23 protein-coding genes are annotated in these 26,230 nt (G+C 65.6%); 9 read left to right on the forward strand and 14 right to left on the reverse strand.

The genetic code is table 11. The annotated features are described in order from the left end of the window. Window positions 1-5: 5 nt before the first annotated feature. From AB4Z00_RS00285 to AB4Z00_RS00320, 8 genes are all read right to left on the reverse strand, one after another. On the reverse strand, window positions 6-1,052 hold the full coding sequence (locus AB4Z00_RS00285) for a 2-hydroxyacid dehydrogenase (protein ID WP_442044308.1): 1,047 nt from the start codon (window positions 1,050-1,052) through the stop codon (window positions 6-8). A 149-nt stretch (window positions 1,053-1,201) separates the two neighbouring features. Beyond that, window positions 1,202-2,209 carry a L,D-transpeptidase family protein gene (locus tag AB4Z00_RS00290; protein WP_442044310.1) on the reverse strand — a complete coding sequence of 336 codons (1,008 nt, stop codon included), beginning with the start codon at window positions 2,207-2,209 and terminating at the stop codon, window positions 1,202-1,204. Window positions 2,210-2,295: 86 nt separating this feature from the next. Beyond that, window positions 2,296-2,559, reverse strand: a complete 264-nt coding sequence (locus AB4Z00_RS00295) for a GlsB/YeaQ/YmgE family stress response membrane protein (protein WP_132262080.1) — start codon at window positions 2,557-2,559, stop codon at window positions 2,296-2,298. Window positions 2,560-2,841: 282 nt separating this feature from the next. Then, entirely contained in the window at window positions 2,842-3,606 is a 765-nt protein-coding gene (gene fabI, locus AB4Z00_RS00300; RefSeq protein WP_132262078.1) for an enoyl-ACP reductase FabI, read from the reverse strand. Window positions 3,607-3,618: 12 nt separating this feature from the next. Next, the gene (locus tag AB4Z00_RS00305; RefSeq protein ID WP_132262076.1) at window positions 3,619-4,827 is read right to left on the reverse strand and encodes an ABC transporter permease; all 1,209 of its coding nucleotides are present in this window, start codon (window positions 4,825-4,827) and stop codon (window positions 3,619-3,621) included. After that, complete coding sequence (locus AB4Z00_RS00310; protein WP_442044313.1) at window positions 4,827-5,588, reverse strand: ABC transporter ATP-binding protein; 762 nt, start codon at window positions 5,586-5,588, stop codon at window positions 4,827-4,829. Before AB4Z00_RS00310 ends, AB4Z00_RS00305 begins: the two co-directional genes overlap by 1 nt. 11 nt (window positions 5,589-5,599) lie before the next feature. Beyond that, complete coding sequence (locus tag AB4Z00_RS00315) at window positions 5,600-6,931, reverse strand: efflux RND transporter periplasmic adaptor subunit (protein WP_132262072.1); 1,332 nt, start codon at window positions 6,929-6,931, stop codon at window positions 5,600-5,602. A gap of 1 nt (window position 6,932) precedes the next feature. Continuing rightward, window positions 6,933-8,414, reverse strand: a complete 1,482-nt coding sequence (locus tag AB4Z00_RS00320) for an efflux transporter outer membrane subunit (RefSeq protein ID WP_442044316.1) — start codon at window positions 8,412-8,414, stop codon at window positions 6,933-6,935. Window positions 8,415-8,663: 249 nt separating this feature from the next. Between AB4Z00_RS00320 and AB4Z00_RS00325 the strand changes: the two genes are divergently transcribed. From AB4Z00_RS00325 to AB4Z00_RS00335, 3 genes are all read left to right on the forward strand, one after another. Then, window positions 8,664-9,560: a LysR family transcriptional regulator gene (locus AB4Z00_RS00325; RefSeq protein WP_132262068.1), complete on the forward strand. Its 897-nt coding sequence runs from the start codon at window positions 8,664-8,666 to the stop codon at window positions 9,558-9,560. Window positions 9,561-9,764: 204 nt separating this feature from the next. Further along, the gene (locus tag AB4Z00_RS00330; RefSeq protein WP_442044318.1) at window positions 9,765-10,877 is read left to right on the forward strand and encodes a ThuA domain-containing protein; all 1,113 of its coding nucleotides are present in this window, start codon (window positions 9,765-9,767) and stop codon (window positions 10,875-10,877) included. A 171-nt stretch (window positions 10,878-11,048) separates the two neighbouring features. Next, window positions 11,049-11,912, forward strand: a complete 864-nt coding sequence (locus AB4Z00_RS00335) for an aldose 1-epimerase (protein WP_442044320.1) — start codon at window positions 11,049-11,051, stop codon at window positions 11,910-11,912. 34 nt (window positions 11,913-11,946) lie between these two features. On the opposite strand, the gene hutC is transcribed toward AB4Z00_RS00335, so the two are convergent. Next, window positions 11,947-12,675, reverse strand: a complete 729-nt coding sequence (hutC, locus tag AB4Z00_RS00340; protein WP_132262063.1) for a histidine utilization repressor — start codon at window positions 12,673-12,675, stop codon at window positions 11,947-11,949. Beyond that, on the reverse strand, window positions 12,672-14,054 hold the full coding sequence (locus AB4Z00_RS00345; protein ID WP_442044323.1) for a formimidoylglutamate deiminase: 1,383 nt from the start codon (window positions 14,052-14,054) through the stop codon (window positions 12,672-12,674). Before AB4Z00_RS00345 ends, hutC begins: the two co-directional genes overlap by 4 nt. Window positions 14,055-14,140: 86 nt before the next feature. On the opposite strand from AB4Z00_RS00345, the gene hutI reads away from it, so the two are divergent. The 4 genes from hutI to hutU all read left to right on the forward strand — a co-directional run bounded on the left by hutI (window position 14,141) and on the right by hutU (window position 19,581). Then, on the forward strand, window positions 14,141-15,355 hold the full coding sequence (gene hutI, locus AB4Z00_RS00350; RefSeq protein WP_442044325.1) for an imidazolonepropionase: 1,215 nt from the start codon (window positions 14,141-14,143) through the stop codon (window positions 15,353-15,355). Then, complete coding sequence (gene hutH, locus AB4Z00_RS00355) at window positions 15,352-16,950, forward strand: histidine ammonia-lyase (RefSeq protein WP_442044327.1); 1,599 nt, start codon at window positions 15,352-15,354, stop codon at window positions 16,948-16,950. Before hutI ends, hutH begins: the two co-directional genes overlap by 4 nt. 145 nt (window positions 16,951-17,095) lie before the next feature. Next, window positions 17,096-17,902: an N-formylglutamate deformylase gene (gene hutG / locus AB4Z00_RS00360; protein WP_442044329.1), complete on the forward strand. Its 807-nt coding sequence runs from the start codon at window positions 17,096-17,098 to the stop codon at window positions 17,900-17,902. 14 nt (window positions 17,903-17,916) lie between these two features. Beyond that, window positions 17,917-19,581, forward strand: coding sequence for a urocanate hydratase (gene hutU / locus AB4Z00_RS00365; RefSeq protein WP_442044331.1), 1,665 nt, complete (start codon window positions 17,917-17,919; stop codon window positions 19,579-19,581). A gap of 25 nt (window positions 19,582-19,606) precedes the next feature. Here hutU and AB4Z00_RS00370 read toward each other — a convergent pair whose 3' ends face one another. Continuing rightward, complete coding sequence (locus tag AB4Z00_RS00370) at window positions 19,607-20,650, reverse strand: patatin-like phospholipase family protein (protein ID WP_442044333.1); 1,044 nt, start codon at window positions 20,648-20,650, stop codon at window positions 19,607-19,609. A gap of 113 nt (window positions 20,651-20,763) precedes the next feature. Further along, the gene (locus AB4Z00_RS00375; RefSeq protein ID WP_442044335.1) at window positions 20,764-21,513 is read right to left on the reverse strand and encodes an SDR family oxidoreductase; all 750 of its coding nucleotides are present in this window, start codon (window positions 21,511-21,513) and stop codon (window positions 20,764-20,766) included. 101 nt (window positions 21,514-21,614) lie between these two features. Here AB4Z00_RS00375 and AB4Z00_RS00380 point away from each other — a divergent pair, with 101 nt between their 5' ends. Both AB4Z00_RS00380 and mtgA read left to right on the forward strand, forming a co-directional pair. Further along, window positions 21,615-21,995 carry a winged helix-turn-helix transcriptional regulator gene (locus tag AB4Z00_RS00380; RefSeq protein WP_134095008.1) on the forward strand — a complete coding sequence of 127 codons (381 nt, stop codon included), beginning with the start codon at window positions 21,615-21,617 and terminating at the stop codon, window positions 21,993-21,995. Between the two features lie 133 nt (window positions 21,996-22,128). After that, complete coding sequence (gene mtgA, locus AB4Z00_RS00385; RefSeq protein WP_134095177.1) at window positions 22,129-22,794, forward strand: monofunctional biosynthetic peptidoglycan transglycosylase; 666 nt, start codon at window positions 22,129-22,131, stop codon at window positions 22,792-22,794. A 12-nt stretch (window positions 22,795-22,806) separates the two neighbouring features. On the opposite strand, the gene AB4Z00_RS00390 is transcribed toward mtgA, so the two are convergent. After that, window positions 22,807-23,217 (reverse strand): DUF1801 domain-containing protein, encoded by a 411-nt coding sequence (locus AB4Z00_RS00390; protein ID WP_442044338.1) that lies wholly within the window; start codon window positions 23,215-23,217, stop codon window positions 22,807-22,809. A gap of 120 nt (window positions 23,218-23,337) precedes the next feature. Next, window positions 23,338-25,917, reverse strand: coding sequence for a TonB-dependent receptor (locus tag AB4Z00_RS00395; protein ID WP_442044340.1), 2,580 nt, complete (start codon window positions 25,915-25,917; stop codon window positions 23,338-23,340). Window positions 25,918-26,230 lie beyond the last annotated feature (313 nt).

Genomic DNA, 26,230 nt, shown 5'->3' on the forward strand with positions numbered 1-26,230 from the left:
CGGGGCTAGTCCCCCTGCCCGGCGGCCAGCGGCTCCTGCGGCACGAGGTCCGGCTCGGGCGGCACGGGATGGCGCGGCGCGCCGCTGCGCTCGAACGTGCTGATATTGTCGATCGTGGTGCCGGCGATGGCGGTCATCGCCTCGCGCGTGAAGAAGCCCTGATGGCCGGTGATGAGCACGTTGGGAAACGTCATCAGCCGCACGAACACGTCGTCGCGGATCACCTGGTCGGACAGGTTCTCGAAGAACAGGTCCTCCTCTTCCTCGTAGACGTCCAGCCCGACATAGCCGACCTGCCCGCTCTTCAGCCCGGCGATCACCGCGCGGGCATCCATCACTGCGCCGCGGCTGGTGTTGATGAGCATGACCCCGCGCTTCATCCGGCCGATCGCCTCCCGGCCGATCAGGTGATGGGTGTCCGGCGTCAGCGGGCAATGGAGGCTGATCACGTCGCAGCGGGCCAGCAGTTCGTCCAGCGGGACATAGCGGCCGCCGATGGCTGGGAGTTCCGGGGTTTCGAAAGGATCGCTGGCCAGCACCTCGCAGCCGAAGCCCTTGAGGATGCGGGCCAGGTTGATGCCGATCTTGCCGGTGCCGATCACGCCGGCCACTTTGCCCCTGAGATCGAAACCGAGCAGGCCTTCGAGGGCGAAGTTGCCCTCGCGCACGCGGGCATAGGCCTTGTGGATCTTGCGGTTGAGCGAAAGGATCAGCGCCGCGGCGTGCTCGGCGATGGCGTCGGGTGAATAGGCGGGAACGCGGCCTATGCGCAGGCCCAGTTCGCGAGCGGCGTCGAGATCGACATTGTTGAACCCGGCACTGCGCAGCGCGATCATGCGCGTTCCGCCGGCGACCAGGATTTTCAGTTCCTCGCGCCCAAGCTGATCGTTCACGAAAGCGCAGATACAGTCATGGCCCCGCGCCAGATGGGCGGTGTGCGAATTCAGGCGCGGCTCCAGATAGAACAACGTGTGACCGGCACCGGCCTCGTCATTGGCCTTGTCAAGGAATTCGCGATCGTAGGGACGCGTGCTGAAGACCGCAACTTTCAAGGAAGTCCTCCTGTCATCAGGACAATTTTCATATTACCACTGCAATCGGTCCGCACAACCGGAAGAGCCGGGTTCGGCAGACCGCGCCGCTCCGGTCAGCCCGGTGCATGCACACCCCATCCCGAGGCTTGGAGCGAGACCAGTAAGGTTCAGGGTTTGGGCATGACCGCGTCAATCACCGTCAGGTGCTCGGGCGGTCCTTCGGCCACGCGCGAATTGGTGACCAGGATCGTCGTGCCGGGCGCGAGCTGCGCCTTGACCTTCTCGTAGAAGGGCCGCGGCAGGCGCAGGCGATTGACGATCGCCTCGTCCACTTCGCGCCCTTCGTCGTCGCCGTGTCCGGGCAGGCCGACATAGACCCAGCGCGGCTTGCCGTCCCGCAGGATCATCGTGATGACGTGGGAGCCCGGATCGTCATCGTTCACTTCGGCCACGCTGCGGCCGATCTCGATGCCGTTGCGCAGCACGACCACCCGCTGGTCCAGTTTGGAGACGATGATCGACAGCGGCCCGCTGGGCGCGAGTTGCGGGCGCCAGCGATATTGCTCCCCGCCGGACAGCGGGGTGCGGTCGACCGGCCGGCCCTTGTCGTCGAAGGGGACGAGCAGGCTGTTGTCGCTGGTGCGGACGTGCTTCTCGGCATCGCCTTCCACCACGACCGTCACGCCCAGCTTGGTGATGGCGAAAAGCTCCTTCGCGAAGCCATAGGGCATGTGCACGCAGCCATGGCTTTCGGGATAGCCCGGAAGTCCCCCGGCATGGAGCGCCACACCGTCCCAGGTCAGGCGCTGCTGATAGGGCATCGGTGCGTTGTTGTAAGTGCTGGACCGGTGCTTCGCGTCCTTCTGGAGGATCGTGAACACGCCGGTGGGCGTGGCATGGCCCGCCTTGCCGCTGGAGACCGTGGTCGCGGCGATCCGCACGCCGTTGCGGTAGACGATGCCGATCTGCCTTGAGAGGTCCACATAGACCATGATCGGCCCGGTTGGCGAAACGTCCGGCGCCCAGACCCATTCACCGGGCTTGAGGTGCTCCATGCGCCGCGCGAATTCAGGCGGGGACGTCGCCTTGGCGCCCTGCGCATGGGCAGGTGCCGCCGCCAGGGCCATCCAACAGACCGCCGATGCGCAAAGCACCGGCACCTTCAATAGTCGCATCGAAATCCCTGTAGCAGATGAGTTCGCGCCGCCCGGACCGGTGCCGACCTGCTCCGCGCCGCGGCCCGGAGCAGGTCGGCATTCGATCAGCGCACGCGGCCGCGCTGGACCAGGTTCACTATTGCCAGAAGGACCACTGCCCCCAGGAAAGCGACCAGGAGGCCCACGATCGAGAATTCCTTCACCGATCCGCCAATGCCGAACTGGTTGGCGATGAGGTTGCCGATCACCGAGCCCACGCAGCCCACAACGATATTCCAGAAGATGCCCATCGAGGCATCGCGGTTCATGACCAGGCTGGCAAGCCAGCCGGCGATGCCGCCAACGATCAATGCGATAATCCAGCCCATGACGTTCTCCCGACCAATTCCTCGCGACGCGCGGGGACGACTGCTCTGTAGAAATGACTGCGAAGATCTTAAATACCGGGCCCAAGAGAATGAAATCGGCGACTTATCCGAACCTTGAACCCGTCAGACAGGAAGCTGCGCCCGTCTGTTCAAAACGTCAACAGATACATAGGCGTTTCTACCGAATGCGCCGCGATCGCGGCGCATTCGGAACCTGGGCGAGATTTCACGACGCACGAATTTCATCGCTTCAGTTTCACGGCGGCATCCTCGAAAGGCCGCCTAACCGCTTACGCTGTTGTAGCCGCTGTCGACGTAGATCGTCTGGCCCGTCACGAAACGGGCCTTCGGGCCGAGCAGAAAGGCCGCCATGTGACCGATCTGCTCGATCGTCACCAACTGGTGGAGCGGCGCCTTTTCCGCCGCCAGCCGGATCAGTTCGTCCAGATGCGACAGGCCGGACGCGGCGCGGGTGCGAACAGGCCCGGTCGACAGCGCATTGACGCGAATGCCCGTCGGCCCCAGTTCGTCGGCCAGGTAGCGCACGCTGGCCTCCAGCGCCGCCTTTACCGGCCCCATCAGGCCGTAGCCGGGCACGACTTTCTCCGAACCGTAGAAGCTCATCGTCAGGATCGAGCCTCCTTCGGCCATGAGCGGTTCGGCAAAGCGCGCAAGCCGGATCAGCGAGTGGCAGGACACGTCCATGGCCTTGGTGAAGCCCTCCACTGAGCTGTCCACGACCCGGCCGTGCAGGTCCTGCTTGGGCGCGAAGGCCACCGAGTGGAGCAGGAAGTCCAGCCGTCCCCAGCGGGCGGCGATCTCGGTGAACAGCGCCTCCATCTGCTCCGGCGCGGTCACGTCGAGCGGCAGGAAGATGGGCGCGCCAAGGGCCTGTGCCAGCGGCTCGACATGGGACCGCGCCTTGTCGCCCTGGAAAGTCACGGCCAGCTCCGCACCGTCCGCGCGCAGCGCCTCGGCGCAGCCCCAGGCCAGAGACTGGTCGTTCGCCATGCCCACGATCAGTCCGCGTAAAGGCAATCCGGCCATGCGCCGCTCTCCTTATTCGTGACGAAGTGCGTCGATCGGGTTGAGGCTGGCCGCGCGCTGCGCCGGGAAATAGCCGAAGACCACGCCGATCACCGCCGAAACCGCGAAGGCGCCCAGGTTGACGACCGGATCGAATATCCAGGGCAGGCCCATCAGGGGCGTGGCCACGCCCACCACGAGCTGCGCCAGCAGCAGACCGATGACCCCGCCGAGGCATGAGAGTACCACCGCCTCCACGAGGAACTGCAGCAGCACCTCGTTGGCCACCGCGCCGATCGCGAGGCGAATGCCGATTTCGCGCGTGCGCTCGGTCACCGAGACCAGCATGATGTTCATGATGCCGATCCCGCCCACGACCAGGCTGATGGCAGCGACGGCGGCAACGATCTGGGTGAGCATCGTCGTCGTCTGGGTCAGCGTGTCGGAAATCTGCTTGGTGTCGAAGATATTGAAATCGTCGTCCTTGCCTTCGGTCAGGTGGCGGCGCTCGCGCAGCAGCCTGGTGAGGGTCTGCTGGACCTGCTCGGTGGAATAGTTGTCATCGACGCCGACGAGGATCGTGCGGATGGACGTCGTGCCCAGGAAACGGCGCTGCACCGTCTTGATCGGCATGATGACGATGTCGTCCTGGTCGCCGCCGAAGCCGGCCTGTCCCTTGGTGGTCAGCAGCCCGATCACGTCGCAGGACACGTTGCCGATGCGGAAGCGCTTGCCGATCGGGTCGGCATTCCGAAACAGGTTGGTGCTCACTGTCGAGCCGATGATGCACACCGACTTGCCGGCGGTTTCCTCGTCCTCGTTGAACAGGCGGCCCTCCTGCAAGGGCCAGGGCTGGATCTTGAAATAGTCCGAGGTCGTCCCGTTGATCGTGGTGGACCAGTTCGCGCCTTCGTAGATGGCGGTTCCGCTGGAGGAAGCCTGCGGCGCCACGGCCATGACCCCGCCCACCTGCTGGCGGATGGCCACGATATCCGAAGGGTCGAAATCGCGCGGGGAAGGACCGCCGCCGCCGCGGCCGAAGCCCTGGCCGGGACGCACCTGGAGGATGTTCGTGCCCAGCGCGGCGATCTGCTGCGTCACCGCCGCCGTCGTCGCCTTGCCCAGGGTCACCATCGAAACCACCGCACCCACGCCGATGACGATGCCCAGCATGGTCAGCAGCGAGCGCAACATGTGCCGCCGGATCGAACGCAGCGCGAGAAGGAAGATCGTGCCCAGCATCAGCCCGGCACGCCATCGGGTGTTGCGGCCGATGGCCCGGCCGCCGGCGCTCCGTTCCCCTGCTCGATCCGGTCGATCAGGCCGTCCTTGAAGTGGACGATCCGCCGCGCATATTCGGCCATGTCCGGCTCATGGGTGACCATCAGCACGGTGATCCCGGAATCGCGGTTGAGCACCGAAAGGAACTCCATGATCTCTACCGAGCGCTGGCTGTCGAGGTTGCCGGTCGGCTCATCGGCCAGCAGGACCTCGGGATTGGTGACGATGGCGCGCGCGATCGCCACGCGCTGCTGCTGCCCGCCGGAAAGCTCGCCCGGCGTATGCCCTGCCCAGTCGGCAAGCCCCACTTTGTCGAGCGCGGCCATGGCCTCCTTGCGGCGGTCCTGCTTGACATCGCCCCGGTAGAGCAGCGGCAGTTCGACGTTTTCCAGTGCGGAAGTGCGCGCCAGGAGGTTGAAGCCCTGGAACACGAAACCGAGATAGCGGCGCCGCAGCAGGGCGCGCTGGTCCCGGTCGAGGCTCTCGACGTGATGGCCATGGAAGAGGAATTCGCCGGTGGTCGATACGTCGAGACAGCCGAGAATGTTCATCATCGTCGACTTGCCCGAACCGGACGGCCCCATGACGGCCACGAAGTCTCCCGCCGCGATGTCGAGGTCGACGCCCTTTAATGCCCGGAACGCGGTGGCCCCGGTGCCGAACACCTTGGTGATCCCGCGCAGCGAGATGATCGGGGTGGCGACGGGAGCGCTGCCGGCCATGTGCCCTGCCCTCAGCTCCCGGTCCCGGCAAGCTCGCCGGTGATGACCGGCATGCCCGGCTTGAGATCGCCCGAAACCACTTCGGTCTGCTGGCCATTGGTGCTGCCGGTGACGATCTCGATCGCCTGCGGCTTGCCCTCGGCCGTCAGCACGTAGATCGTCTGGCGCGTCCCCCGGTCGAGCGTGGCGCTCTTGGCCGCGCGCTGGCCGCGGCGGGGCGGGCGGAACCCGATCGCGTCGGTCACGCCGCCGCCCTTCTTCTTGGCATTGCCCGTCGCCTGCGGGCTATAGGACAGAGCCGCGTTCGGGATCAGCATGACGTCCTTTTTGTCCGAAGTGACGATATCGGCCGTGGCGGTCATGCCCGGGCGCAGCTTGAAATCCGGGTTGGCCACGGAAAGATCGGCCGCATAGGACACCACCTGGCCGCTCGTGCTGGTGGTGGAACTGCTGGAAGAGCTGGAGGAACTGGCCGAAGATGCCGTGAGGTTGGAAGCGATTTCCACCCGGGTGATCTTCGCCGGGAACGTCTGGCCGGGGAAGGCGTCCACGGTGAAATTGGCGCTCTGCCCCTCGGCCACGGTGCCGACGTCGGCCTCGTCGATCGCCACTTCCAGCTTCATCTCGCTGAGGTCCTCGGCGATCACGAACAGGGTCGGCGTGTTGAACGAGGAGGCCACGGTCTGGCCGGGATCGACCTGCCGTGCCAGCACCACGCCCGATACCGGCGAGATGATCCGCGCCCGCGCCCGCTGCGTCTGGTTCTGCGCCAGCGAGGCCTCGGCCGCCACGACATTGGCCTGCGCCGTCTTCACCGCTGCGGCAGCGCGCTGCATGTCGGCGCGTCCGGCCTGAAGCTCGGTCTTCGACGGCACCTTCCCGCCGGACAGGCGCGAGACTTCCTCGAGCCGCGCCAGCTGGGCCTGCGATTCAGCCAGCGTCGCCTTGGCCTGGTCCACTTGCGCGCGATTGGCGTTCAACTGGGCCTGGCCCTGGCGAATCTGGTCCTCGATCTGCTCGGGGTCGATCTCGGCCAGCACTTGCCCGGCCTTCACCCGGTCATTGACGTCCACCAGCACTTTCACGACGAGGCCGGAAAGCTGCGAGCCCACCGTCACTTGCGTGGTCGGCGCCAGCTTGCCGGTGGCAGAGACGCTGGTGACGAGACGGCCCTTCTCGGCCTTGGTGGTGGCGTAGTTCTGTTTCTCGGTCGTCCCGAAGCAGCGCACCAGCAGGAGCGAGAACAGGACGAGCACCACCAGGCCAGTCCAGAACACCCATTTGCGGCGCCATACCGGCTTCTTTTCCGCACCCAGGAATTCATCGAGTTTTTCGTCGGCCATCTCAGTTGGTTCCCCGGGGCTCGGTTGCCAGCACGGTGTAGTCGGATGTCGGATCCCAGCCGCCGCCGAGCGCATCGTAAAGCGCGATCAGGGCGGTCGCCCGGTCGGAATGCGCCTGCACCAACCCGTTGCGGGCGGAGATCAGCGCGCTTTCCTGCGTGTTGAGCGTGGTAAAGTCGGTCAGTCCGCTGCGATACTGCGCACGGGCCAGCAGGGCGGAATTGGTCGAGGCATCGAGCGCGATGGCGAATTGCCGCTCCCGCTCCTCGGCCGATCTCAGGGCGACCACGGCGTTCTCGATATCCTCCAGCGCCGTCAGCACCGAAGAACGGTAGGCGGCAAAGGCACCGTCGGCCGCCGCCCGGCTGGAGCGGACTTGTGCGTTTAACCGGCCGGCGTTGAAGATCGCCTGGCTGATGCCGCCGAACAGGCCGCCGGTGATCGTGTCAAACAAGTTGCTGAAACTCGACGCATTGGTGTCGAGACTGCCGCTGATGTTGAGCTGGGGCAGCAGCTGCGCCTTGGCGACGCCGATCTGGGCCGTGGTGGCGGCAAGCTGGCGCTCCGCCGAGCGAACGTCGGGCCGCTGGCGCAGGACGTTGGCGGGAATGCCGGCGCCGACCTGGCCGGGGCCCTTGGGGATCGGCTGGACGGTCTGCAGCAGCGGCTTCACCGCCCCCGGCGCCTGCCCGGTCAGCACCGAAATGCGCGAGACGGCGGCGTTATACTGCTGCTCGATCTGCGGAATGCCCGCCGCGGTCTGCGCGCGGCTGGCGCGGGCCTGTTCCTGATCGAGCGAGGACACCAGTCCGGCCATGACGCGCCAGCCGGCGATCTGCAGATTGTCGTCCTGAATGGCAAGGCTGGCCCGCGAATTGGCAAGCTGGGCCTGATAGGCACGCGCCAGCACATAGTTGCGCGCCACTTCGCTCTCCACCGTCAGCAGAGTGGTGGCATAGTCGAACCCGGAGGCTTCGAACTGGGCCTTGCTGGCTTCCACCGCCCGGCGATTGCCGCCGAACAGGTCGAGCTGATAGCTGGCATCCAGCCCGAGCGAGAAGCTGGAACTGCCCCCACCGCCGGTCTGCGTGACCGTGCCGTCCGGCAGGGTGATGACGGTGCCGCCGCCGCGCAGCGCCTCGGTCCGGCTGACACCGGCCGATCCGCTCGCTGATGGAAACAGCGCGGCCCGGCTCACCACCAGCGATTCCCGCGCCTGGCGCAGGCGCGCCAAAGCCTGTTCGAGATCGAGATTGGCGGCGGCCGCCTGCTCCACCAGTTGCGTCAGGATGGGATCGTCGAAGTTGCGCCACCAGCGCGTCAGGTCTTCGGCCTGCGGGGGCGCCGTCACGGACCACTGTTCCGGCACGCCAAGTTCCGGCGCGCCATGGACCTTGTAATCGGGACCGACCGCGCAAGAGGCAAGCAGGCTTGCCGCGAGCGGGACGATTAGGAAACGATCGAATCCAGCTCGCAAAATCATCGGGCTCCAGGTGATCCCTCGACCAGGGCGAAGATGATCTGTTTCGGGAACAAAGGTCAAGAAGAAGCTTCGGCAATTACAAAGTCTTGTCATCGCCCGCGGTTCCCGACTATCGCCACTGGCGCCGCAGCCCGACCGTCGTTCCGACGGGACGCGGCTTTCCGACGGAATTTCATCGGCTGTCGCCATCCCCGGCGCCCGTGCGTTATCCGTCGCCAAGCGCATGACAGTCATGATAAGCGCTCATCAATGCAACGCGAACACCTCGCCGATCTCACCGCTTTCATCGCCGTCGCCGACGAAGGCAGCTTCACGCGCGCCGCCGCCAAGCTCGGTTCCTCGCAATCGGCCTTGAGCCATACGATCCGCCGCCTGGAATCGCGACTGGGCGTGCGCCTGCTGTCGCGCACGACCCGCGCGGTATCCCCCACCGAAGCGGGCGAGCGGCTGCTCGGCACCCTGCGCCCCGCCATGGACGAGATCGCGATGGGGCTGGCCACCGTGAGCGAGCTGCGCGACAAGCCGGCCGGCACCGTCCGCCTGACAGCCTCGGAACACGCGGCCAATTCGGTGATCTGGCCGGCGCTACGGGGATTCCTGCCGCTTTATCCCGACATCAACGTGGAACTGAATATCGACGCAGGCTTCGTGGACATCGTCGCCGAGCGCTTCGATGCCGGTGTACGGCTGGGCGAATCCATCGCGCGCGACATGATCGCCGTCCGCATCGGCCCGCATGCGCGGCTGGTTCCGGTCGCCTCCCCGGACTATGTCGCACGGCACGGCATCCCCGAAACGCCGCACGACCTCGCCGGCCATCAGTGCATCAACTTGCGCTTCCGCTCGCGCGGCAATCTCTATGCCTGGGAGTTCGAGAAGGACGGGCGCGAATTGACCGTTCGCGTCGACGGCCAGCTGACCTTCGACAGCATGGCGATGATCCTGCGCGCTGCGCTCGACGGAGCGGGGATCGCCATGATGATGGACACTTACGCCAGGCCGCACATCGAATCCGGGCACCTCGTGCCGCTGCTGGACGAATGGTGCCAGCCCTTCTCCGGTTACCACCTCTATTACCCCAGCCGCCGCCAGCCTTCGGCGGCGTTCCGGCTGGTGGTGGACGCCTTGCGCTACCGCGGAGAATAGCGGCGGAAACGGATCTATCGGTCTCTTCGTGGCACTTGCCAAATCATGGCCCTGCTTTAGGCAGGACGGACCAGACCGGGAGAGCTGGAAACCATGATGAGACGGACCCTGAAAGCCTGCGCTGCGCTGGCCGCTTCCTTTTTTGCTGCGTCGATATTTACAGTCTCGATATTGGCAGGGCCGGCCCAAGCTGCCCCAGCCGCGATGGCCGGCACCGCCGTGCTCGATTGTCCGCTTCGCGATGCTCCGTTCTCCGCGGATTCCCCGCTGATAGACCTGCTGCTCAGCCCGGAGGCCAAAGCCATCGTCTCGCGTGACATGGGTGCCGCGCTGGGCCGTGCCCCGCCGCGGTTCATGGGCACACAGACGCCCAGCTTCGCCGCCATTCTCACTTTGCGCAAGGCCGCCGGGTTCTTCGGCATGCCCGCCGATGCGGTGGACCGCGCCGACAGCGAATTGCGCAAGCTGGCGGTCACCGACGCCGATCGCAGGGCCCGCTGCGCGCGCTACGACGACGACCGTCTGGAGATTCCCGCCGCCAGGAAATCCGCAGACGGCAAATCCGCCGAAGGCAAATCCGCCGAAGGCAAATCCGCAGCCAGGGCACCGCGCCTGCTGATCTTCGAAAAGATCAACGGCTTCAAGGACACCCCCGGCGTGGAAGCCGCGCATGCCCTCTTCGTTGACCTCGCGCGGGAGAACGGCTGGAGCGTGACTTCCACCGAAAAGGGCGGGGCCATCCGCGCCGAGACCCTGCGCAATTTCGACGCGGTGATCTGGAACAACGTCAGCGGCGACGTGCTCACCCTCACCCAGCGCAAAGCCCTGCAGGCCTATCTCGAAAATGGCGGCGGTTTCCTGGCCGTCCATGGCTCAGCGGGGGATCCGGCCTATTTCTGGGACTGGTACGCCGATACCCTGATCGGCGCGCGTTTCGCCGGCCATCCGATGTCGCCCCAGTTCCAGGACGCGAAAGTCCGGCTGGAAACGCCTTCCTCGCCGCTCGCAAAGGGGCTTCCCGCGCAATGGACGATGAACGACGAGTGGTACTCGTTCACCACCAATCCGCGCAAAGCCGGCGCCAAGGTCCTGGCCACTCTGGACGAAAACACTTACGCTCCCAAGGGCGTGGGCGGGCAGGACCTGCGCATGGGCGACCACCCGATCGCCTGGAGCAAGTGCCTGGGCAAAGGCCGGATGTTCTACTCAGCGATCGGGCACCGGCCGGAAACGTACAGCACCCCGGAATACCGCACGATGGTGAAGAACGCCCTGGCCTGGGTTTCGCAGCGGAAGGCGTGCGTAGCGGGAGAATGATCGCTGCCGATCATGGCAGGGTCTTGCCACGTCCCCTTTGTTAGCGCTACCTCCACCCCGCCGAAAACCCGCCGCGCGATCTTGCAGGCAGATCGGGCCTCTAAGTTCAGACCTGGACGTTCAGGCCCGAAACACAAGGTAGGCGCGTCCCATGGGAGTGGACCGGAAGCGATGATCATCCTCGAAGCGCAAGGCTATCGACTCGAACTGGCACCGGAACGCGGCGGCGCCGTGCTGCGGCTGGACTGGCATGGCGAACCCCTGATGCGCCCCGCCTGCGGCAGCACGATCTTCGATGTCGGGAGCTTTCCGCTGGTCCCCTTCTCCAACCGCATCGCCAAAGGCCGCTTCAACACCGGCGCGCGCAAAGGCACGATTGCGCCGAACTTCCCGGGGTCCGACCACCCCCATCCGCTACACGGCTTCGGTTGGCTCACGGCCTGGTCGGTAATCGAACAAGACGACAACCACGCCTTGCTCGAGCACACTTACCCCGGCGGCGAATGGCCCTGGCCCTACCGCGCGCGGCAAACCTTCGAACTCGGTGCGCAAGGGCTGACCAACAGGCTCAGCATCACCAACCTGGGCGATGCGCCGATGCCGGCGGGGCTGGGCTTCCACCCCTATTTCCCCCGGGACGCCGAAACCGTCTATCGCGGACTGCATCGCGGAGAATGGTACAACACGCCTGACTGCCTGCCGAGTTCGCTTGACGAGCATGAGGAAGCGATCGACTGGTGGCAGGGCGAACCCGTGGACACCCGCGCCGTCGACACCGCCTATACCGGCCGCGAGGGCATGCTCGAAATCGACTGGCCGGCACGCGGCCTCGGCCTGACGATCGCGCCTTCCGAGGAATTGACGACGACGGTCGTCTTCACGCCGGAGGGTCAGGACTACTTCTGCGTGGAGCCCGTCAGCCACGCCACTGACGCCATCAACCGCGCCCCGGAAACACTGGCCTGGCTCGAACCCGGCCACACCGCCACCGTCAGCATGACCCTTTCCGCCCGAACCCTGCCCCCTGCCGCATAAGCCTGTCGGGCCACGGCAAGGTCAGAGTGCCGCGTCAGGTGTCGCGGCGCGCGCCGGGTCCGAAATGCGCGGTCAGTTCGTAAGCCCCGGCGACGAAGAGCTGCCGCACATAAGTGATCGGCTCTGAGCCGCGCCACGTCTTGCGCTCCACGCAAAGACACGGCGCGCCGGGTTCGACCGCCAGCAGGCGCGCCTCCGTCGCACCGGCACCCGTCGCGGTGATGCGGGCGTCGGCCTCGGTCCAGGGCACATGCTCCAGGAGCCAGGTTCCGGGCGAGGAACCCGTGAAATCGGCGTCGAGGATCTCCGGCACGGCGGTCAGGTTCACGAAGCGATGCTCCAGCGCAAAAGGCGCGCCGTCCGCGAAGTGAATGCCCTCCAGTTCCAGCAGCGGCACGGAACCATCGACCTTCCATTCCATCGGGGCCTGCGCCCGGCCCGTTGCCGCGTGCATTTCGCGCCGCAGCGCCAGATCGAAGCGATAGGCCTGGCCGCGCTCGGCCACTTGCGCGCCGAGGTCGGGAATATCCATGGCCATGGAATGCACGCGCGGGCGGGCGACGAAAGTGCCGGCCTTCTTGCGGCGGTCCACCAGGCCAGCCGTGGCCAGCGCCGAAAGCGCCTTGTTCACCGTCATGCGCGCGCAGTCGTAATGCGCCATAAGCGCCTGCTCGGTCGGCAGCCGTTCGCCGGGCGCCAGCGCGCCCGCGAGAATCCGCGTCTCGAAATCCTGACGGATGCGTTCGTGGAGCGGTCTATTCACCCGATCAGCCTGCCCAACCTGTCCCTGTAACGCCGGACGACCTCTCGTCGCGCGCGGTGCCGGCCACCGCTTACCACCTGCGCGCCGAAGCGCCATACGCAATCCACGGCCCCGCGCCCGGCCGCGAAGACCAACCCGTCGAGCAGCCGATCCGCGCCGCGCGCCGTGAGCGAGGGATGGTCGAGGTCCAGCGACAGGGCATCGAACGGCAAGCCGATGGAAAGCCCGCCCTTTACCCCCAGCGCCCGCGCTGCGCCGCGGAGTGCCTGGCCCCAGAGCGCCTCGCCCGTGGAGGGCATGGCGGGGCTGGAGAGGATATTGCGCCCGCGATGATGCAGCCGCTGGCCATATTCGAAAAGGCGCAGTTCCTCGGTCGCATCGATCATCACGTTCGAGTCGCTACCGGCGCCCCAGCAGCCGCCAGCGGCAAGGAAGTCCCGCGCCGGAAAGAGGCCGTCACCCAGATTGGCCTCGGTCACCGGGCAGAGCCCCGCCACGGCGCCGGTGCGGGCCATCCGCCGCGTTTCCTCCGGGGTCATGTGCGTGGCGTGGACGAGGCACCAGCGATGGTCCACCGCGGCATTGTCCAGAAGCCAGGCGACCGGACGGCTCCCGCTCCAGGCAAGGCAGTCCTCCACTTCGCGGACCTGCTCGGCAATGTGGATGTGGATAGGGAGGCCGCCTGCCATGCTTTCGAGCGCGCCAAGCTGCTGCGGCGACACCGCGCGCAGGCTGTGCGGGGCAAGGCCGACCACCGGCTCATCCAGTCCCTTGACCGCCGATCGGGCGCGTTCCAGCAGGCGCGCGAAGCCGTCGAGGTCGTGGAGGAAACGCCGCTGTCCTTCGCTCGGAGCCTGCCCGCCAAAGCCGGAATGGGCGTAGAAAACCGGCAGCAAGGTCAACCCGATGCCGGTTTCCGCCGAAGCGCGGGCAATGGCGGCGCTCATTTCCGCCGGATCGTCGTAAGCCCGGCCGTCCGGGGCATGGTGGAGGTAGTGAAACTCGCCCACCCGCGCGAAGCCGCTCTCCAGCATCTCCACGTAGGCCATCGCGGCCACGGCCTGGAGGTCGTCCGGGTCCATGCGATCGAGGAAGCGGTACATCACGTCCCGCCAGGTCCAGAAGCTGTCGTCGGTCGCCCCGCGGCGCTCGGCCAGGCCGGCCATGCCGCGCTGGAAGGCATGGCTATGCAGGTTGCCCAGCGCCGGGAGCACGCAGCCATGGCGCTCGTCGCCCGCGCGCACCGCCGTATCGCGCTCGATGGCGGCGATCCGCCCGTCCCGGAGTATGAATCGCACGTCGCTGGCCCAGCCCTGCTCCAGCAAGGCAAGGTCGGCAAATATCGCGGAGGACATGGCTTCGGGCGAAATGGCGGACATCGCTTTCGGGGCTCCTTCGCTATTTTGTCTATACATTAAAAACGACCGATGCAATAACCGGGAAAAGCAACAAGGATCGACTCGTCATGCGCTGCGACAGGCTCTGGAAACACGCCCGTTTGGCCACGATGGCCAGTGCCGGGTCGGCCCAGGAGCCGCTGGGCATTGTCGAGCAGGGCGTGATCGCGGCGCAGGACGGCGTGATCTTGTACGCCGGTCCCGAGGCCGATGCTCCCGCATTCGATGCCGCCGAAGTGATCGATTGCGAAGGCCGCTGGATCACGCCGGGGCTGATCGACTGCCACACCCACCTCATTTTCGGCGGCGATCGCTCGCGTGAGTTCGAACTGCGGCTGGAAGGCGCTTCCTACGAGGAGATCGCGCGCGCCGGCGGCGGGATCGTCTCCACCATGAAAGCCACCCGCGCCGCCGGCGAGGACGAACTGGTCGCTGCCGCCCTTCCCCGTCTCGACGCCCTGCTGGCCGAGGGCGTCACGACACTCGAAGTGAAGTCGGGCTATGGCCTCGACCTTGCCAGCGAACTCAAGATGCTGCGCGCCGCCCGCCGCCTCGGCGAGGTTCGGCCGGTGCGGATCGTCACTTCCTTCCTCGGCGCCCATGCGCTTCCCCCGGAATTCGCAGGCGATGCCGACGCCTATATCGATCATCTCTGCACCGTCATGCTCCCCGCCGCCGCGCAGGCCGGCCTTGCCGATGCGGTGGACGCCTTCTGCGAGGGGATCGGCTTTTCGCCCGACCAGACCGAGCGCCTGTTCCGCGCCGCCACGGCGCTGGGCCTGCCGGTCAAGCTCCATGCCGAGCAGCTTTCCAACCTTCACGGCGCCGCCCTGGCCGCACGCCACGGGGCGCTTTCGGCAGATCACCTCGAACATCTCGACGAAGCTGGCATCGCCGCGATGGCCGTTTCCGGCACGGTCGCCACCCTGCTGCCCGGCGCCTACTATTTCTGCCGCGAGACGGTGCTGCCCCCGATCGAAGCGCTGCGCCTGGCCCGCGTGCCCATCGCGCTCGCCACGGACTGCAACCCCGGCACATCGCCGCTGACCTCGCTGCTGCTGACGATGAACATGGGCGCCACGCTGTTCCGCCTCACCGTGCCCGAATGCCTGGCGGGCGTGACGCGCAACGCGGCACAGGCGCTCGGCCTCTCTCATCGGCTCGGCACGCTTGAACAGGGCAAGGCTTGCGACCTTGCGATCTGGAACATCGAGCGCCCGGCCGACCTCGTTTACCGCATGGGGTTCAACCCGCTCCATGCACGCATCTGGAGTGGACAATGACCGACAACCTGCTCACGCCGACACCCGTGAGCGACACGCTCACTCCTGGCACCGTGAGCGACACGCTTACACCCGGCGAGGTAACCCTGGCCCAGTGGCGCGCGATCTACCGCGGCGCGGATGTGAAGCTCGACCCGGCCTGCGCCCCGCGCGTGGCCGAAAGTGCCGCTGCCGTCGCGCGCATCCTGGCCAGGGGCGAGCCGATCTACGGCATCAACACCGGTTTCGGTAAGCTCGCCAGCGTGCGCATTGGCGACGAGGATCTCGCCACGCTCCAGCGCAACATCGTGCTCAGCCACGCAGCGGGCACGGGAGAGCCTTCGCCGGTGCCGGTCATCCGGCTGATGATGGCGCTCAAACTCACCAGCCTTGCGCAAGGCGCTTCCGGCGTCCGCCCTGAAACCGTGGCCCTGCTCGAAGCGATGCTGAACAAGGGCCTGACGCCGGTGGTCCCCTCGCAAGGCTCGGTCGGCGCCAGCGGCGACCTGGCACCGCTTTCGCACATGGCTGCAACGATGATCGGCGTGGGCGAAATCATCCTGGACGGCCAGCGCATGCCTGCCGCCGATGCGCTGGCACGCGCGGGACTCTCGGCGCTCGAACTCGGCCCGAAGGAAGGCCTCGCCCTCCTCAACGGCACCCAGTTCTCCACCGCCAATGCGCTTGCCGGACTGTTCGAGGCGGAACTGCTGTTCCGCTCCGCCCTGGTGACCGGCGCGCTCTCGACCGAAGCTGCCAAGGGCTCCGACACACCGTTCGACCACCGCATCCACGCCCTGCGCCGCCATCGCGGCCAGATCGAGGTGGCCGACGCCCTGCGCGGGCTGATGGCCGGTTCCGCGATCCGCGCCAGCCACGTCGAGAACGACGCCCGCGTGCAGGACCCTTATTGCCTGCGCTGCCAGCCGCAAGTGATGGGCGCCGCGCTCGACGTGCTGCGCCAGGCCGCGACGACGCTGGAGATCGAGGCGAACGGCGTTTCCGACAATCCCCTGATCTTCGTCGATGCCGATGGGGACGGGGCCGACGAGGCGCTGTCCGGCGGCAACTTCCACGCCGAGCCGGTGGCCTTCGCCGCTGACATGATCGCGCTCGCCGTCTGCGAGATCGGCTCGATCTCCGAGCGCCGCATCGCCATGCTGGTGGACCCGGCGCTTTCCGGCCTGCCCGCTTTCCTGACGCCGCGTCCCGGCCTCAATTCGGGCTTCATGATCCCGCAAGTGACCGCTGCTGCGCTGGTTTCCGAGAACAAGCAGAAGGCCTATCCCGCCTCGGTGGACTCGATCCCGACCTCCGCCAATCAGGAAGACCACGTTTCGATGGCCGCTCACGGCGCGCGCCGCCTGCTGTCGATGGTCGAGAACGCGACTGCCGTCATCGGCATCGAACTGCTTGCCGCCGCGCAGGGGATCGAATTCCACGCGCCGCTGGCCTCCACCACCTGGCTCGATGCCGCGCGCGCCGTTCTGCGGGCCCAAGTTCCCGCACTGGACGACGACCGCCATTTCCACCCCGACATGGAAGCGGCCAACCTGCTGGTCCGCTCCGGCGCGCTGGCCGATACGGCTGCGGACCTGCTTCCGGGCATCGCATGAGGGCGGCCACTCTCTCTCACTTTCGTCATTGCGAGGCGGCGAAGCCGACGTGGCAATCCAGAGCGGCGCAGAACCGACCTGGATTGCTTCGCTACGCTCGCAATGACGAAGTGATGGGTAACGGCCGATACCTGGAGCAACGCACATGAGCCCAAGCTTCACTCTCCATCGCGGCGAAGCACCGCTCATCGTCGCCTTCCCCCATGTCGGCACTGCCCTGGCCGATGTCGCGCCCGCGTTCCGCTCCGAATGGCTCGCCCGGCGCGATACGGACTGGTGGGTGGACGAACTCTACGCCTTCGCGCGCGACATGGGCGCAACGACGATTGCCGGGCGCGTCTCGCGCAGCGTGATCGATCTCAACCGCGATCCTTCGGGCGCCTCGCTCTATCCGGGGCAGGCGACGACGGAACTCTGCCCGACGACGACTTTCGACGGCGAACCGCTCTACCAAGGCGACGCGCCGGATGCGGCCGAGATCGCCCGCCGCCGCGCGCTCTGGTTCGATCCTTACCACGCCGCCCTCGCCGCCGAGATCGATCGGCTGCGCGCCATTCACGGCAAAGTCGTGGTCTACGACGCCCACTCGATCCGCAGCCATGTGCCGCGCCTGTTCGACGGGGAATTGCCGCAGTTCAACGTCGGCACCAACCTCAGCCAGACGTGCGATCCGGCGCTTTCCGCTGCTGTCATCGAAGTCTGCGCCGCGAGCGGGCTGAGCTTCGTTCTGGACGGCCGTTTCCGTGGCGGCTGGACCACGCGCCACTACGGCCACCCGGAAAACGGCGTTCACGCGATCCAGATGGAACTCGCCATTCGCGGCTACATGGATGAGCCCGAAGCGCCGGACGAAGCCAACTGGCCCCGCCCCTTCTCGGCCGCGCGCGCCGCCGCCCTCACCCCGATCCTGCAAGACGTGCTGAAGGCCGCAATCGCCTTCGCGCAATCCTGACCTGAGGAAACACAATGACCCGCCTCGACAACAGCCGCGTCATCAAGCCTGCGACCGGCACCGAACTTTCCGCGAAATCGTGGCTCACCGAAGCCCCGCTGCGCATGCTGATGAACAACCTCCATCCCGACGTGGCGGAGCGGCCGGAGGAACTGGTTGTCTACGGCGGCATCGGCCGCGCTGCGCGCGATTGGGAAAGCTACGACAAGATCGTCGAGACCCTGCGCCGCCTGAATGAAGACGAGACGCTGCTCGTCCAGTCCGGCAAGCCGGTCGGCGTGTTCCGCACCCATGCCGATGCGCCGCGCGTGCTGATCGCCAATTCCAACCTCGTGCCGGAATGGGCGAACTGGGAGCATTTCAACGAACTCGATAAGCGCGGCCTTGCCATGTACGGCCAGATGACCGCCGGTTCCTGGATCTACATCGGCACGCAAGGCATCGTTCAGGGCACTTACGAGACGTTCGTGGAGATGGGCCGCCAGCACTACAATGGCGACCTTTCGGGCAAGTGGCTGTTGACAGCGGGCCTTGGCGGCATGGGCGGCGCGCAGCCGCTGGCGGCAGTGATGGCGGGCGCATCGTGCCTTGCCATCGAGTGCCAGCCCAGCCGCATCGAAATGCGCCTGCGCACCGGCTACCTCGACGTTGCCGCCAGCTCCATCGAAGAAGCCATGGCCATCATCGAGAAAGCCAATGCCGAGAAGAAGCCGGTCTCGGTCGGCCTGCTCGGCAACGCGGCGGAACTGCTGCCGGAGATGTTCGCGCGCGGTATCCGGCCCGACTTGCTGACCGACCAGACTTCCGCCCACGATCCCATCAACGGCTACCTCCCCGCCGGCTGGACCGTYGCCGAATGGATCGAGAAGCGCGAGCGGGAGCCGGAAGCGGTCGCCAAGGCGGCCAAGGCATCGATGGCGGTCCACGTGCAGGCCATGCTGGACTTCCAAGCGGCGGGCGTGCCCACCACCGACTACGGCAACAACATCCGCCAGATGGCGAAGAACGAGGGCGTGGAGAACGCGTTCGACTTCCCCGGCTTCGTGCCCGCCTATATCCGCCCGCTGTTCTGCCGCGGCATCGGACCGTTCCGTTGGGCCGCGCTGTCGGGCGATCCCGAGGATATCTACAAGACCGACGCGAAGGTGAAGGAACTGCTGCCCGACCACGCGCACCTGCACAACTGGCTCGACATGGCGCGCGAGAAGATCCAGTTCCAGGGCCTGCCCGCACGCATCTGCTGGGTCGGCCTGGGTGACCGCCACCGGCTTGGCCTCGCCTTCAACGAGATGGTCGCGAAGGGCGAGCTGAAGGCCCCGGTCGTGATCGGCCGCGACCATCTCGATAGCGGCTCGGTCGCCTCTCCCAACCGCGAGACCGAGGCCATGCGCGACGGTTCGGACGCGGTTTCGGACTGGCCGCTGCTCAATGCCCTGCTCAACACCGCCAGCGGCGCGACCTGGGTTTCGCTCCACCATGGCGGCGGCGTCGGCATGGGCTATTCGCAGCATTCGGGCATGGTGATCGTCGCCGATGGCACCGAAGCGGCAGCGCGGCGTCTGGAGCGCGTGCTGTGGAACGACCCGGCGACGGGCGTGATGCGCCATGCCGATGCCGGCTATGAGATCGCGCTGGATTGTGCGCGGGAGAAGGGGTTGGACCTGCCGGGTATTCTCTGACGATCCGATCGAGAGACCTCGAGCCCTAACCCGGTCCGAACCGGCTCGCCAGGTCGACAGTGCTCTCCTGGCCAAGGCTCTCGATCGAAACCTCGCACCAGCGCTTCGCCGCCGCCTCTCCCACGTCGCGCAAGGTCAGCAGGATCTGTCGCACCGGCAGGAGTTTGCTTTGCGCAGGCATGGCGGAAAGCGCAGCCTCGTCGTGGATCTCGTGGAAACGCAGCCGGTCGACCCGGGCGATCAGTCCTTCCGTTTCGCGGTGCCGCCCGATCGACGATTGCAGCAGGAACAGACCCTGCATTTCCTTGCGCATCGACTGGTTGAAGCCGATCTCGGTGATCCGGTCCGCAATACCGGCAGCATTGCGCGGCGTTTCGCTCCGCAACTGCGGATTGACCGTGATGAGCAGCAGATCGTCGTTCGGACTTTCCAGCACCAGGGGCACGAGCGGGGGATTGGCGCTGTAGCCGCCGTCCCAATAGTCCTTCCCGTCGATCGTGACCGGCGGAAAATAAAGCGGCAGACAGGCCGAGGCGAGCAAGGCGTCGGCCGTCAGGTCATGCTTGCGGAAGATGCGCACCGCGCCGCTCTGCGCATTGGTGGCCGAGATGAACACCGGCGGCGCATCCTCGCTGGCGATGGCTGCGAAATCGACGTGATCCTCGATGACCTTGCGCAGGATCTCCTGCATGTCCCGGCCCATTTCCGGCGACGCATGCGCCATGCCGAGATCACCGAACACGGTGCTCCACCATGAACTCATCGCGCGCGTGGCTTCCGGGAACGCCTCGATCATCGGGATCAAGGGCCCGGCCTCGCGCCCCGAACGGTTCAACGCCTTCCAGAACGAGCGCAGGCGTTCCCGCGCCTCTTCCCGGCCGCCCGCCACCAGGCCCGAGACGAGGACCGCCGCATTCATGGCCCCCGCGCTGGCACCGCTGAGCGCGCCTATCGAGATTCGGGGGTCCTGCAGCAAACCGTCCAGCACGCCCCAGGTGAAGGCGCCATGCGCGCCTCCGCCCTGAAGCGCGAGGTCCAGCCTGTGGGGTGAATTGTCCTTGCGGGCCATGTCACTGCTCACTCATGCTGCAATGCAACATCAAAAGCCATAGCAGTCGCGCCGCGCCCTGACCAGCGGCGGTGCTCCGCCCGAGACCTCCAGGGCCCCGGGCGGAGCGACGATCAGTGCGGCGCCGCGTTCAGCGCGGCGAAGGTCTGCGCATAGCGCCCTTCGGCTTCGGCATTGCGCAGGAAACCGAGGCGCTCGACGCCAATCAGTTCCGGCGTCGGCTGCTGCCCGATGAGCCCCATGACCTCGTCGATGAACGCGTCCAGCGGCATGTAGCCTTCGCGAGTCGACTGGCCTGGCGTCAATTCGGTCTGCACGGCCGGCGGCGCCAGCTCGATCACCTCGACCGAACCCTTCAGGGCAAAGCGCAGCGAATCGGTCCACGAATGGATCGCCGCCTTGGTGGCCGAGTAGACCGCCGCGCCGACCAGCGGAACGAAAGCGAGACCGGAGCTGACATTGATGATCGCCGCGCCCTCCTGCTCGCGCAAATGCGCCACCAGGGCATCGGTCATGCGGATCGGGCCAAGCAGGTTGGTCACCACGCAAGCTTCCGCGCGCGCAAGGTCGCGGGGCACGGAAATGTCTTCCAGCGGCATGACCCCGGCATTGTTGACAAGCACGTTGAGTGCCGGAAACCGCGCGAGAATGTCCTTCGCGAAAGCCGCGATCGCGCCCGCATCGGTAACGTCGAGCGCCACGGGATGAATGCCCGGCCGCCCCTTCGCGGTCTCTTCCAGGCTGGCGAGCGTCCGCCCGGTGACAATCACCTGATTGCCGGCATCGTGCCACCGCTGCGCCAGTTCGCGCCCGATGCCGGTGCCGCCGCCTGTCAGAAGGATAATGTTGCCGCTGGTCTTCATGGGAACGCTCCTGTGAGAAAGATTGCGAAGCGGAATGTAGATCTATACTCTCTTTTGGAAAGTAGGCACCTGAAAGTGCTGTAGCCACCCAAAGGTAAGAAATGGAAAATCCGCCGATCACCAGCTATTCGACCGTGCCGGGCGTCGATGCGCTCGTCAATGAGCTGATCGGCCGCGTGGCAGACAAGTGGACGCTCCTGGTGCTGGAAGCGCTGGAAGAAAACGGCGAAACCCGCTTCAGCGCCCTTGCCCGCGCCGTGCCGGGCATCAGCCAGAAGATGCTCACGCAGACACTGCGGCAGATGGAGCGGGACGGTTTCGTCCATCGCACGGTTCATCCCGTCATCCCTCCTCACGTCGATTACCGGCTGACCCCGCTGGGTCATGGCCTGGGAGAGGCGTTCTGCAGCGTCTGGCTCTGGGCCGAAGCCAATCTGCAAACGGTGGCCGACGCCCGCGCCGATTTCGACGCGCGAGACTGATTCCCGATCACGATCCGCATCTCGACGGGGGAACCCGAACGCAGGCACCTTTTCCGCCGCGCGCGATATCGCTAGGCATGGCCCCGGACGGCGGCATTCCCGCGCGCCGGTCATATGGGGCTCCCTTCCTTTGCTGCGCATCCTTGCCAAGATCGTGTTCTGGTTCGTTGCGATCAGCGTGGGGCTGACCGTGCTCTACCGCTTCGTTCCGCCGCCCGTGACGGTGACGATGCTGGTGGACGGCAACGGCATCACCAAGGACTGGCAGCCGCTCAGCCGGATCGACCGCAACATGGTCGCCGGCGCCATCGCCGCCGAGGATGGCAAGTTCTGCACGCACAACGGCTTCGATACCAACGCCATCGAAAAGGCCTTCGAGCGCAATGCCGCCGGCGGCCGCCTGCGCGGCGGATCGACGATCAGCCAGCAGACTGCCAAGAACGTCTTCCTCTGGCAGGGCGATGGCTGGACGCGCTATCTGCGCAAGGGTCTGGAAGTCTGGTTCACGTTCCTGATCGAGAACCTGTGGGACAAGCGGCGGATCATGGAGATCTATCTCAACGTCGCGGAAACGGGCATCGGCACTTACGGCGTGGAAGCCGGGGCACAGCGCTACTGGGGCAAGTCCGCCTCGAACCTCACGACCACGGAGGCCGGCCGCATGGCGGCCGCCCTGCCCAGCCCCAAGACCCGCAGCGTGAAGAGCCCCTCCGGCTTCACCCGGCGCTATGGCAACACCATCGCCGCCCGCATCGGCACGGTGAAGACCCAGGGCCTCGATGCCTGCGTCTACGACTGAGGCACCTCGCCCCTAGCGGGGTGTCTTCGACCGCACAGGCTTCTTCGCCAGATTGAGCGCTATGGCGCTGCGGACAAGCGCCGTCAGCGCAGGCTCGTCTACCGTGTCGCCTTCATGGAAATCGATGGCCCGGCGCTGGTTGCCGTCGAGGCTGGCATTGAAGAGCCCCGCCGGATCGTCGAGCGCGGCGCCCTTGGCGAACGTCATCTTCACCGCTGCCTTGTAGGTTTCCCCGGTGCAGATCATGCCGCCGCAATACCAGACCGGCACCCCCCGCCATTTCCAGTCCTCGGCAACACCGGCATCGGCCGCCAGGACAACCTCACGCAGCCGAGCCAACAGAGCCCCCCGCCAATCGCCCAGCTCCGCGATGCGGGCATCGATCTGCTGCGAGTGTGACGCGGTCGCCTGGTCTTCGCGCACGGGGTACTCCATGACTTCTCGTAGGAAAGAATAAGCTTCCCGCCCAAGGCACACAAAGAAAAAGGGGGGAAGCTTGCGCTTCCCCCCTCAATTCTCGTCCGCTTTCGCGTGAAGCTTCTATCAGAAGCCCATGATGAACGTTGCGCTGATTGCGCGCGGTGCACCGAAGTTGACGAAGGCCGAGCTGGAAGTCGGGAGCGTGTCCAGACCGCCCGAGAACGAGCCGACATAGTAGTCGTCGAACAGGTTGGAAACGTTCAGCTGGATCTCGCTCTTTTCGAGACCAAGCTTTTCCAGCTTGTAGCGCACGTTGAGGTCCACCGTGGTGAAGCTCTTGAACTTCGCACCGGTCAGGTCTGCAACCGTACCGTTGATGTCGTTCAGGTAGCGCGAACCCGTGTACTTGGCCTGGGCGCCGACGCTGAAGTCGTCGATGTCGACTTGGGCGCGGCCGCCGAACAGCCATTCAGGGGTTGCGCGCTCACGCTTTCCACCGGTGCGCAGGTAGCTCACGCCGCCCGTGGTGTAGCACAGGCCAGCGGTTGCGATCACGCCGGTGCAGCTGCCGGTGACGGCGTCCTGCTCGATTTCCGACTTGATCCACGAACCGAAGGCATAGAGCGACAGCTGCTGGACCGGACGAACCGAGACGCTGGCATCGATACCGTACTTCTTGACGGGGCCGAGGTTGGTGTCGGTAGCGTTGCCGTCGATGTCATAGGCGGTGACGAGGCGGTTCTTGTACTTGGTGTACCAACCGGTCAACACTGCCTGAACCATCGGGGTCGAGTAGCGCAGCGAAGCATCGAAGCTGTCAGCGGTTTCCGGCACGCGGTAAGCCGCGTCGCTGTCCGCCGGGAAGTAGAAGGCGTTGTACAGCGTGTCAGTGCTGGGAACCGAGATGTTCTTCGAGTAGCTGCCGCTGATGCTGACTTCAGGCGTGATGTTGAAGGTCAGGCCAACGTTAGGAAGCAGCTTGTCGTAGTCGAGCTTGCGCGACTGCGGCACGGCCGAACCGGTTGCCTTGCCAGTCGTGGCGTTGAACGAATACGGCTTGGCAGCGATGTAGGCAGCCTGTTGGCTGTCCGGAACGCAGTCCACGAACCCGCCGGAGCTGGTGGTGAAGCAGTTCTGGGTCAGGTCGCGCTTGTAGAACGGCGCGGCCAGGCCGAGGAGGACGGTCAGCTTGTCCTCGAAGAACGTGCCGCGATATTCGCCGGCGATCTTGTGCAGCGTGGCGTAGGAGTCACGGTCGCGCTTTTGAAGCACGTTGCCGGCCGTGTCGGTGAGCGGATCATTGACCGCAAACACGTCGAACGGTTCGCCGTTAGCTTTGACCAGGCCGGCAGCACCGGTCTGACGGTGATGCGCGCGATCGAACGAGTAGGACAGTCGGACGCGATTGTTCTCGTTGATCTCGTAGGCGAGGTTGGTGATCGCCACGTAACGGTTCGTCTTGGTCTGGCTCGGCTGGAGCAGAGTGACGCGATCAAGGATATCGCCGTCGCCGTTCAGGTCGCGTCCGAAGTAGAACGTACCGCCATAGTTGCCGGTGCCGGTGAAGCCGCCGCTGGTGTATGCACGCTCATAGGCGCCGGTGGTGGCGCCGCCGCCAGGATTGGTGGTCGTGCCGCCGCCGTTAGCCTTGGTGTACTGATACGCGGCATCGACCGAGAGGGTCAGCTTCTCGGTCAGATGGAACAGCGACGCGAGACGAACGTTGCCGGTGTTCGACGGGTTGTAGCGACGTTCGAAGTCAGCGCCACAACCGTTGGGGGTGTCCACTACGCCCGGACGAGCCGCTGCCACGGTGCAAGGCGCGCCGCCGGCGATGTCGTAGAAGCGATCCGTCTTGTCGCCGGTGAACGCGCTCGCCCGGAAGGGCGAACCACCGAAGTTATTACGGTTTTCGTTGTAGTGACCTGCGAGCGAGATGAAGTCGTCACCACCAATCGGCTGGTAGATCTTGGCGTTGTACTGCTGCTTTTCGACCTTGCCGTAGTTGGCAAATGCAGCGCCGTTACGGGCATACGAACCCGAAACCCATGCCTTGGTGCCGAACGAGGTGAACTCGCCGGTTTCGATCTTGCCGAACATGCGCTGATACGAACGATCGGATCCGCCCGAACCGTCTGCCACCACGTCGCCGTAGGACAGGCTGGTCATCACGCCGAACTTGTCGTCGGGAACCTTGGTGTTGATGTTGACGGTGCCACCGACTGCCGATGCAGTCGGGCTATCGACGTCGGTCGAACCCAGGTTGACGTTGACGGTCTCGATCAGCTCGGCGTCGACCTGCTGGTTCGAGTAGATGGCGTAGTTGCCCGAGTCGTTCAGCGGAATACCGTCGAAGGTCTGCGAGATACGGCTCGAATCGAAGCCGCGGATAGAGAACGAGCCGCCGCTGGAACCCCAGGGATCGTTGTTGGTGAAGCTCACGCCCGGAACGAGGTTGATGATTTCGTTCACCGTCTGACCAGCGCGCTGGTTCTCGATGAACTCCTTGTTGATCACAACCTTCGCCTTGGGCGAATCCGGCGTACGGATACCGACGATGTCGTTCGAACGCGCGCCGGTTACGACGATCGCGTCGTCGAAATCGGCCGAACCGGTCGACTGTGCGAAAGCGGGAACGGCGAGGAACGCTGCGCCGACGGCGAGCGAGCTGGTCGCGGTGGAGAGAATGGATTGAAACTTCATCTTAGCCCCCTGGAAACCTTCAGAGTGTTTTCGCCAAATGCGGAAGAGTTGCCCTGCCGCAAAATTTGCTGCGGCTGCTAAGAGCAGCGCAATATGACAATCTTCTGACGCACGGGATTCATTTCCGATCTTTGTTGCGCAATTTTCTGACTCAAATTGCGTTCGATTGCAGAGATCGCCTATTTTTCCTGAGAATTCCGGGTTTTATGCGCCAATATGACAATCTTTGGTGCGGCATAAATGTCACGCGGCGCGGCATCCATGTTCGGCGCCCCAATTGCGTTTCGGCATGTGATGATACGTCATAGCTTGC

The sequence above is a fragment of the Novosphingobium sp. YAF33 genome, from assembly GCF_052113265.1.
In the GTDB taxonomy this organism is placed as follows: Bacteria; Pseudomonadota; Alphaproteobacteria; order Sphingomonadales; family Sphingomonadaceae; genus Novosphingobium.

Coding starts and splice junctions, on each gene's coding strand:
- AB4Z00_RS00290 (WP_442044310.1), bottom strand. CDS start 2,209: ATGCGACTATTGAAGGTGCCGGTGCTTTGCGCATCGGCGGTCTGTTGG.
- AB4Z00_RS00295 (WP_132262080.1), bottom strand. CDS start 2,559: ATGGGCTGGATTATCGCATTGATCGTTGGCGGCATCGCCGGCTGGCTT.
- fabI (WP_132262078.1), bottom strand. CDS start 3,606: ATGGCCGGATTGCCTTTACGCGGACTGATCGTGGGCATGGCGAACGAC.
- AB4Z00_RS00305 (WP_132262076.1), bottom strand. CDS start 4,827: ATGCTGGGCACGATCTTCCTTCTCGCGCTGCGTTCGATCCGGCGGCAC.
- AB4Z00_RS00310 (WP_442044313.1), bottom strand. CDS start 5,588: ATGGCCGGCAGCGCTCCCGTCGCCACCCCGATCATCTCGCTGCGCGGG.
- AB4Z00_RS00315 (WP_132262072.1), bottom strand. CDS start 6,931: ATGGCCGACGAAAAACTCGATGAATTCCTGGGTGCGGAAAAGAAGCCG.
- AB4Z00_RS00320 (WP_442044316.1), bottom strand. CDS start 8,414: ATGATTTTGCGAGCTGGATTCGATCGTTTCCTAATCGTCCCGCTCGCG.
- AB4Z00_RS00325 (WP_132262068.1), top strand. CDS start 8,664: ATGCAACGCGAACACCTCGCCGATCTCACCGCTTTCATCGCCGTCGCC.
- AB4Z00_RS00330 (WP_442044318.1), top strand. CDS start 9,765: ATGGCCGGCACCGCCGTGCTCGATTGTCCGCTTCGCGATGCTCCGTTC.
- AB4Z00_RS00335 (WP_442044320.1), top strand. CDS start 11,049: ATGATCATCCTCGAAGCGCAAGGCTATCGACTCGAACTGGCACCGGAA.
- AB4Z00_RS00345 (WP_442044323.1), bottom strand. CDS start 14,054: ATGTCCGCCATTTCGCCCGAAGCCATGTCCTCCGCGATATTTGCCGAC.
- hutI (WP_442044325.1), top strand. CDS start 14,141: ATGCGCTGCGACAGGCTCTGGAAACACGCCCGTTTGGCCACGATGGCC.
- hutH (WP_442044327.1), top strand. CDS start 15,352: ATGACCGACAACCTGCTCACGCCGACACCCGTGAGCGACACGCTCACT.
- hutG (WP_442044329.1), top strand. CDS start 17,096: ATGAGCCCAAGCTTCACTCTCCATCGCGGCGAAGCACCGCTCATCGTC.
- AB4Z00_RS00370 (WP_442044333.1), bottom strand. CDS start 20,650: ATGGCCCGCAAGGACAATTCACCCCACAGGCTGGACCTCGCGCTTCAG.
- AB4Z00_RS00375 (WP_442044335.1), bottom strand. CDS start 21,513: ATGAAGACCAGCGGCAACATTATCCTTCTGACAGGCGGCGGCACCGGC.
- AB4Z00_RS00380 (WP_134095008.1), top strand. CDS start 21,615: ATGGAAAATCCGCCGATCACCAGCTATTCGACCGTGCCGGGCGTCGAT.
- AB4Z00_RS00395 (WP_442044340.1), bottom strand. CDS start 25,917: ATGAAGTTTCAATCCATTCTCTCCACCGCGACCAGCTCGCTCGCCGTC.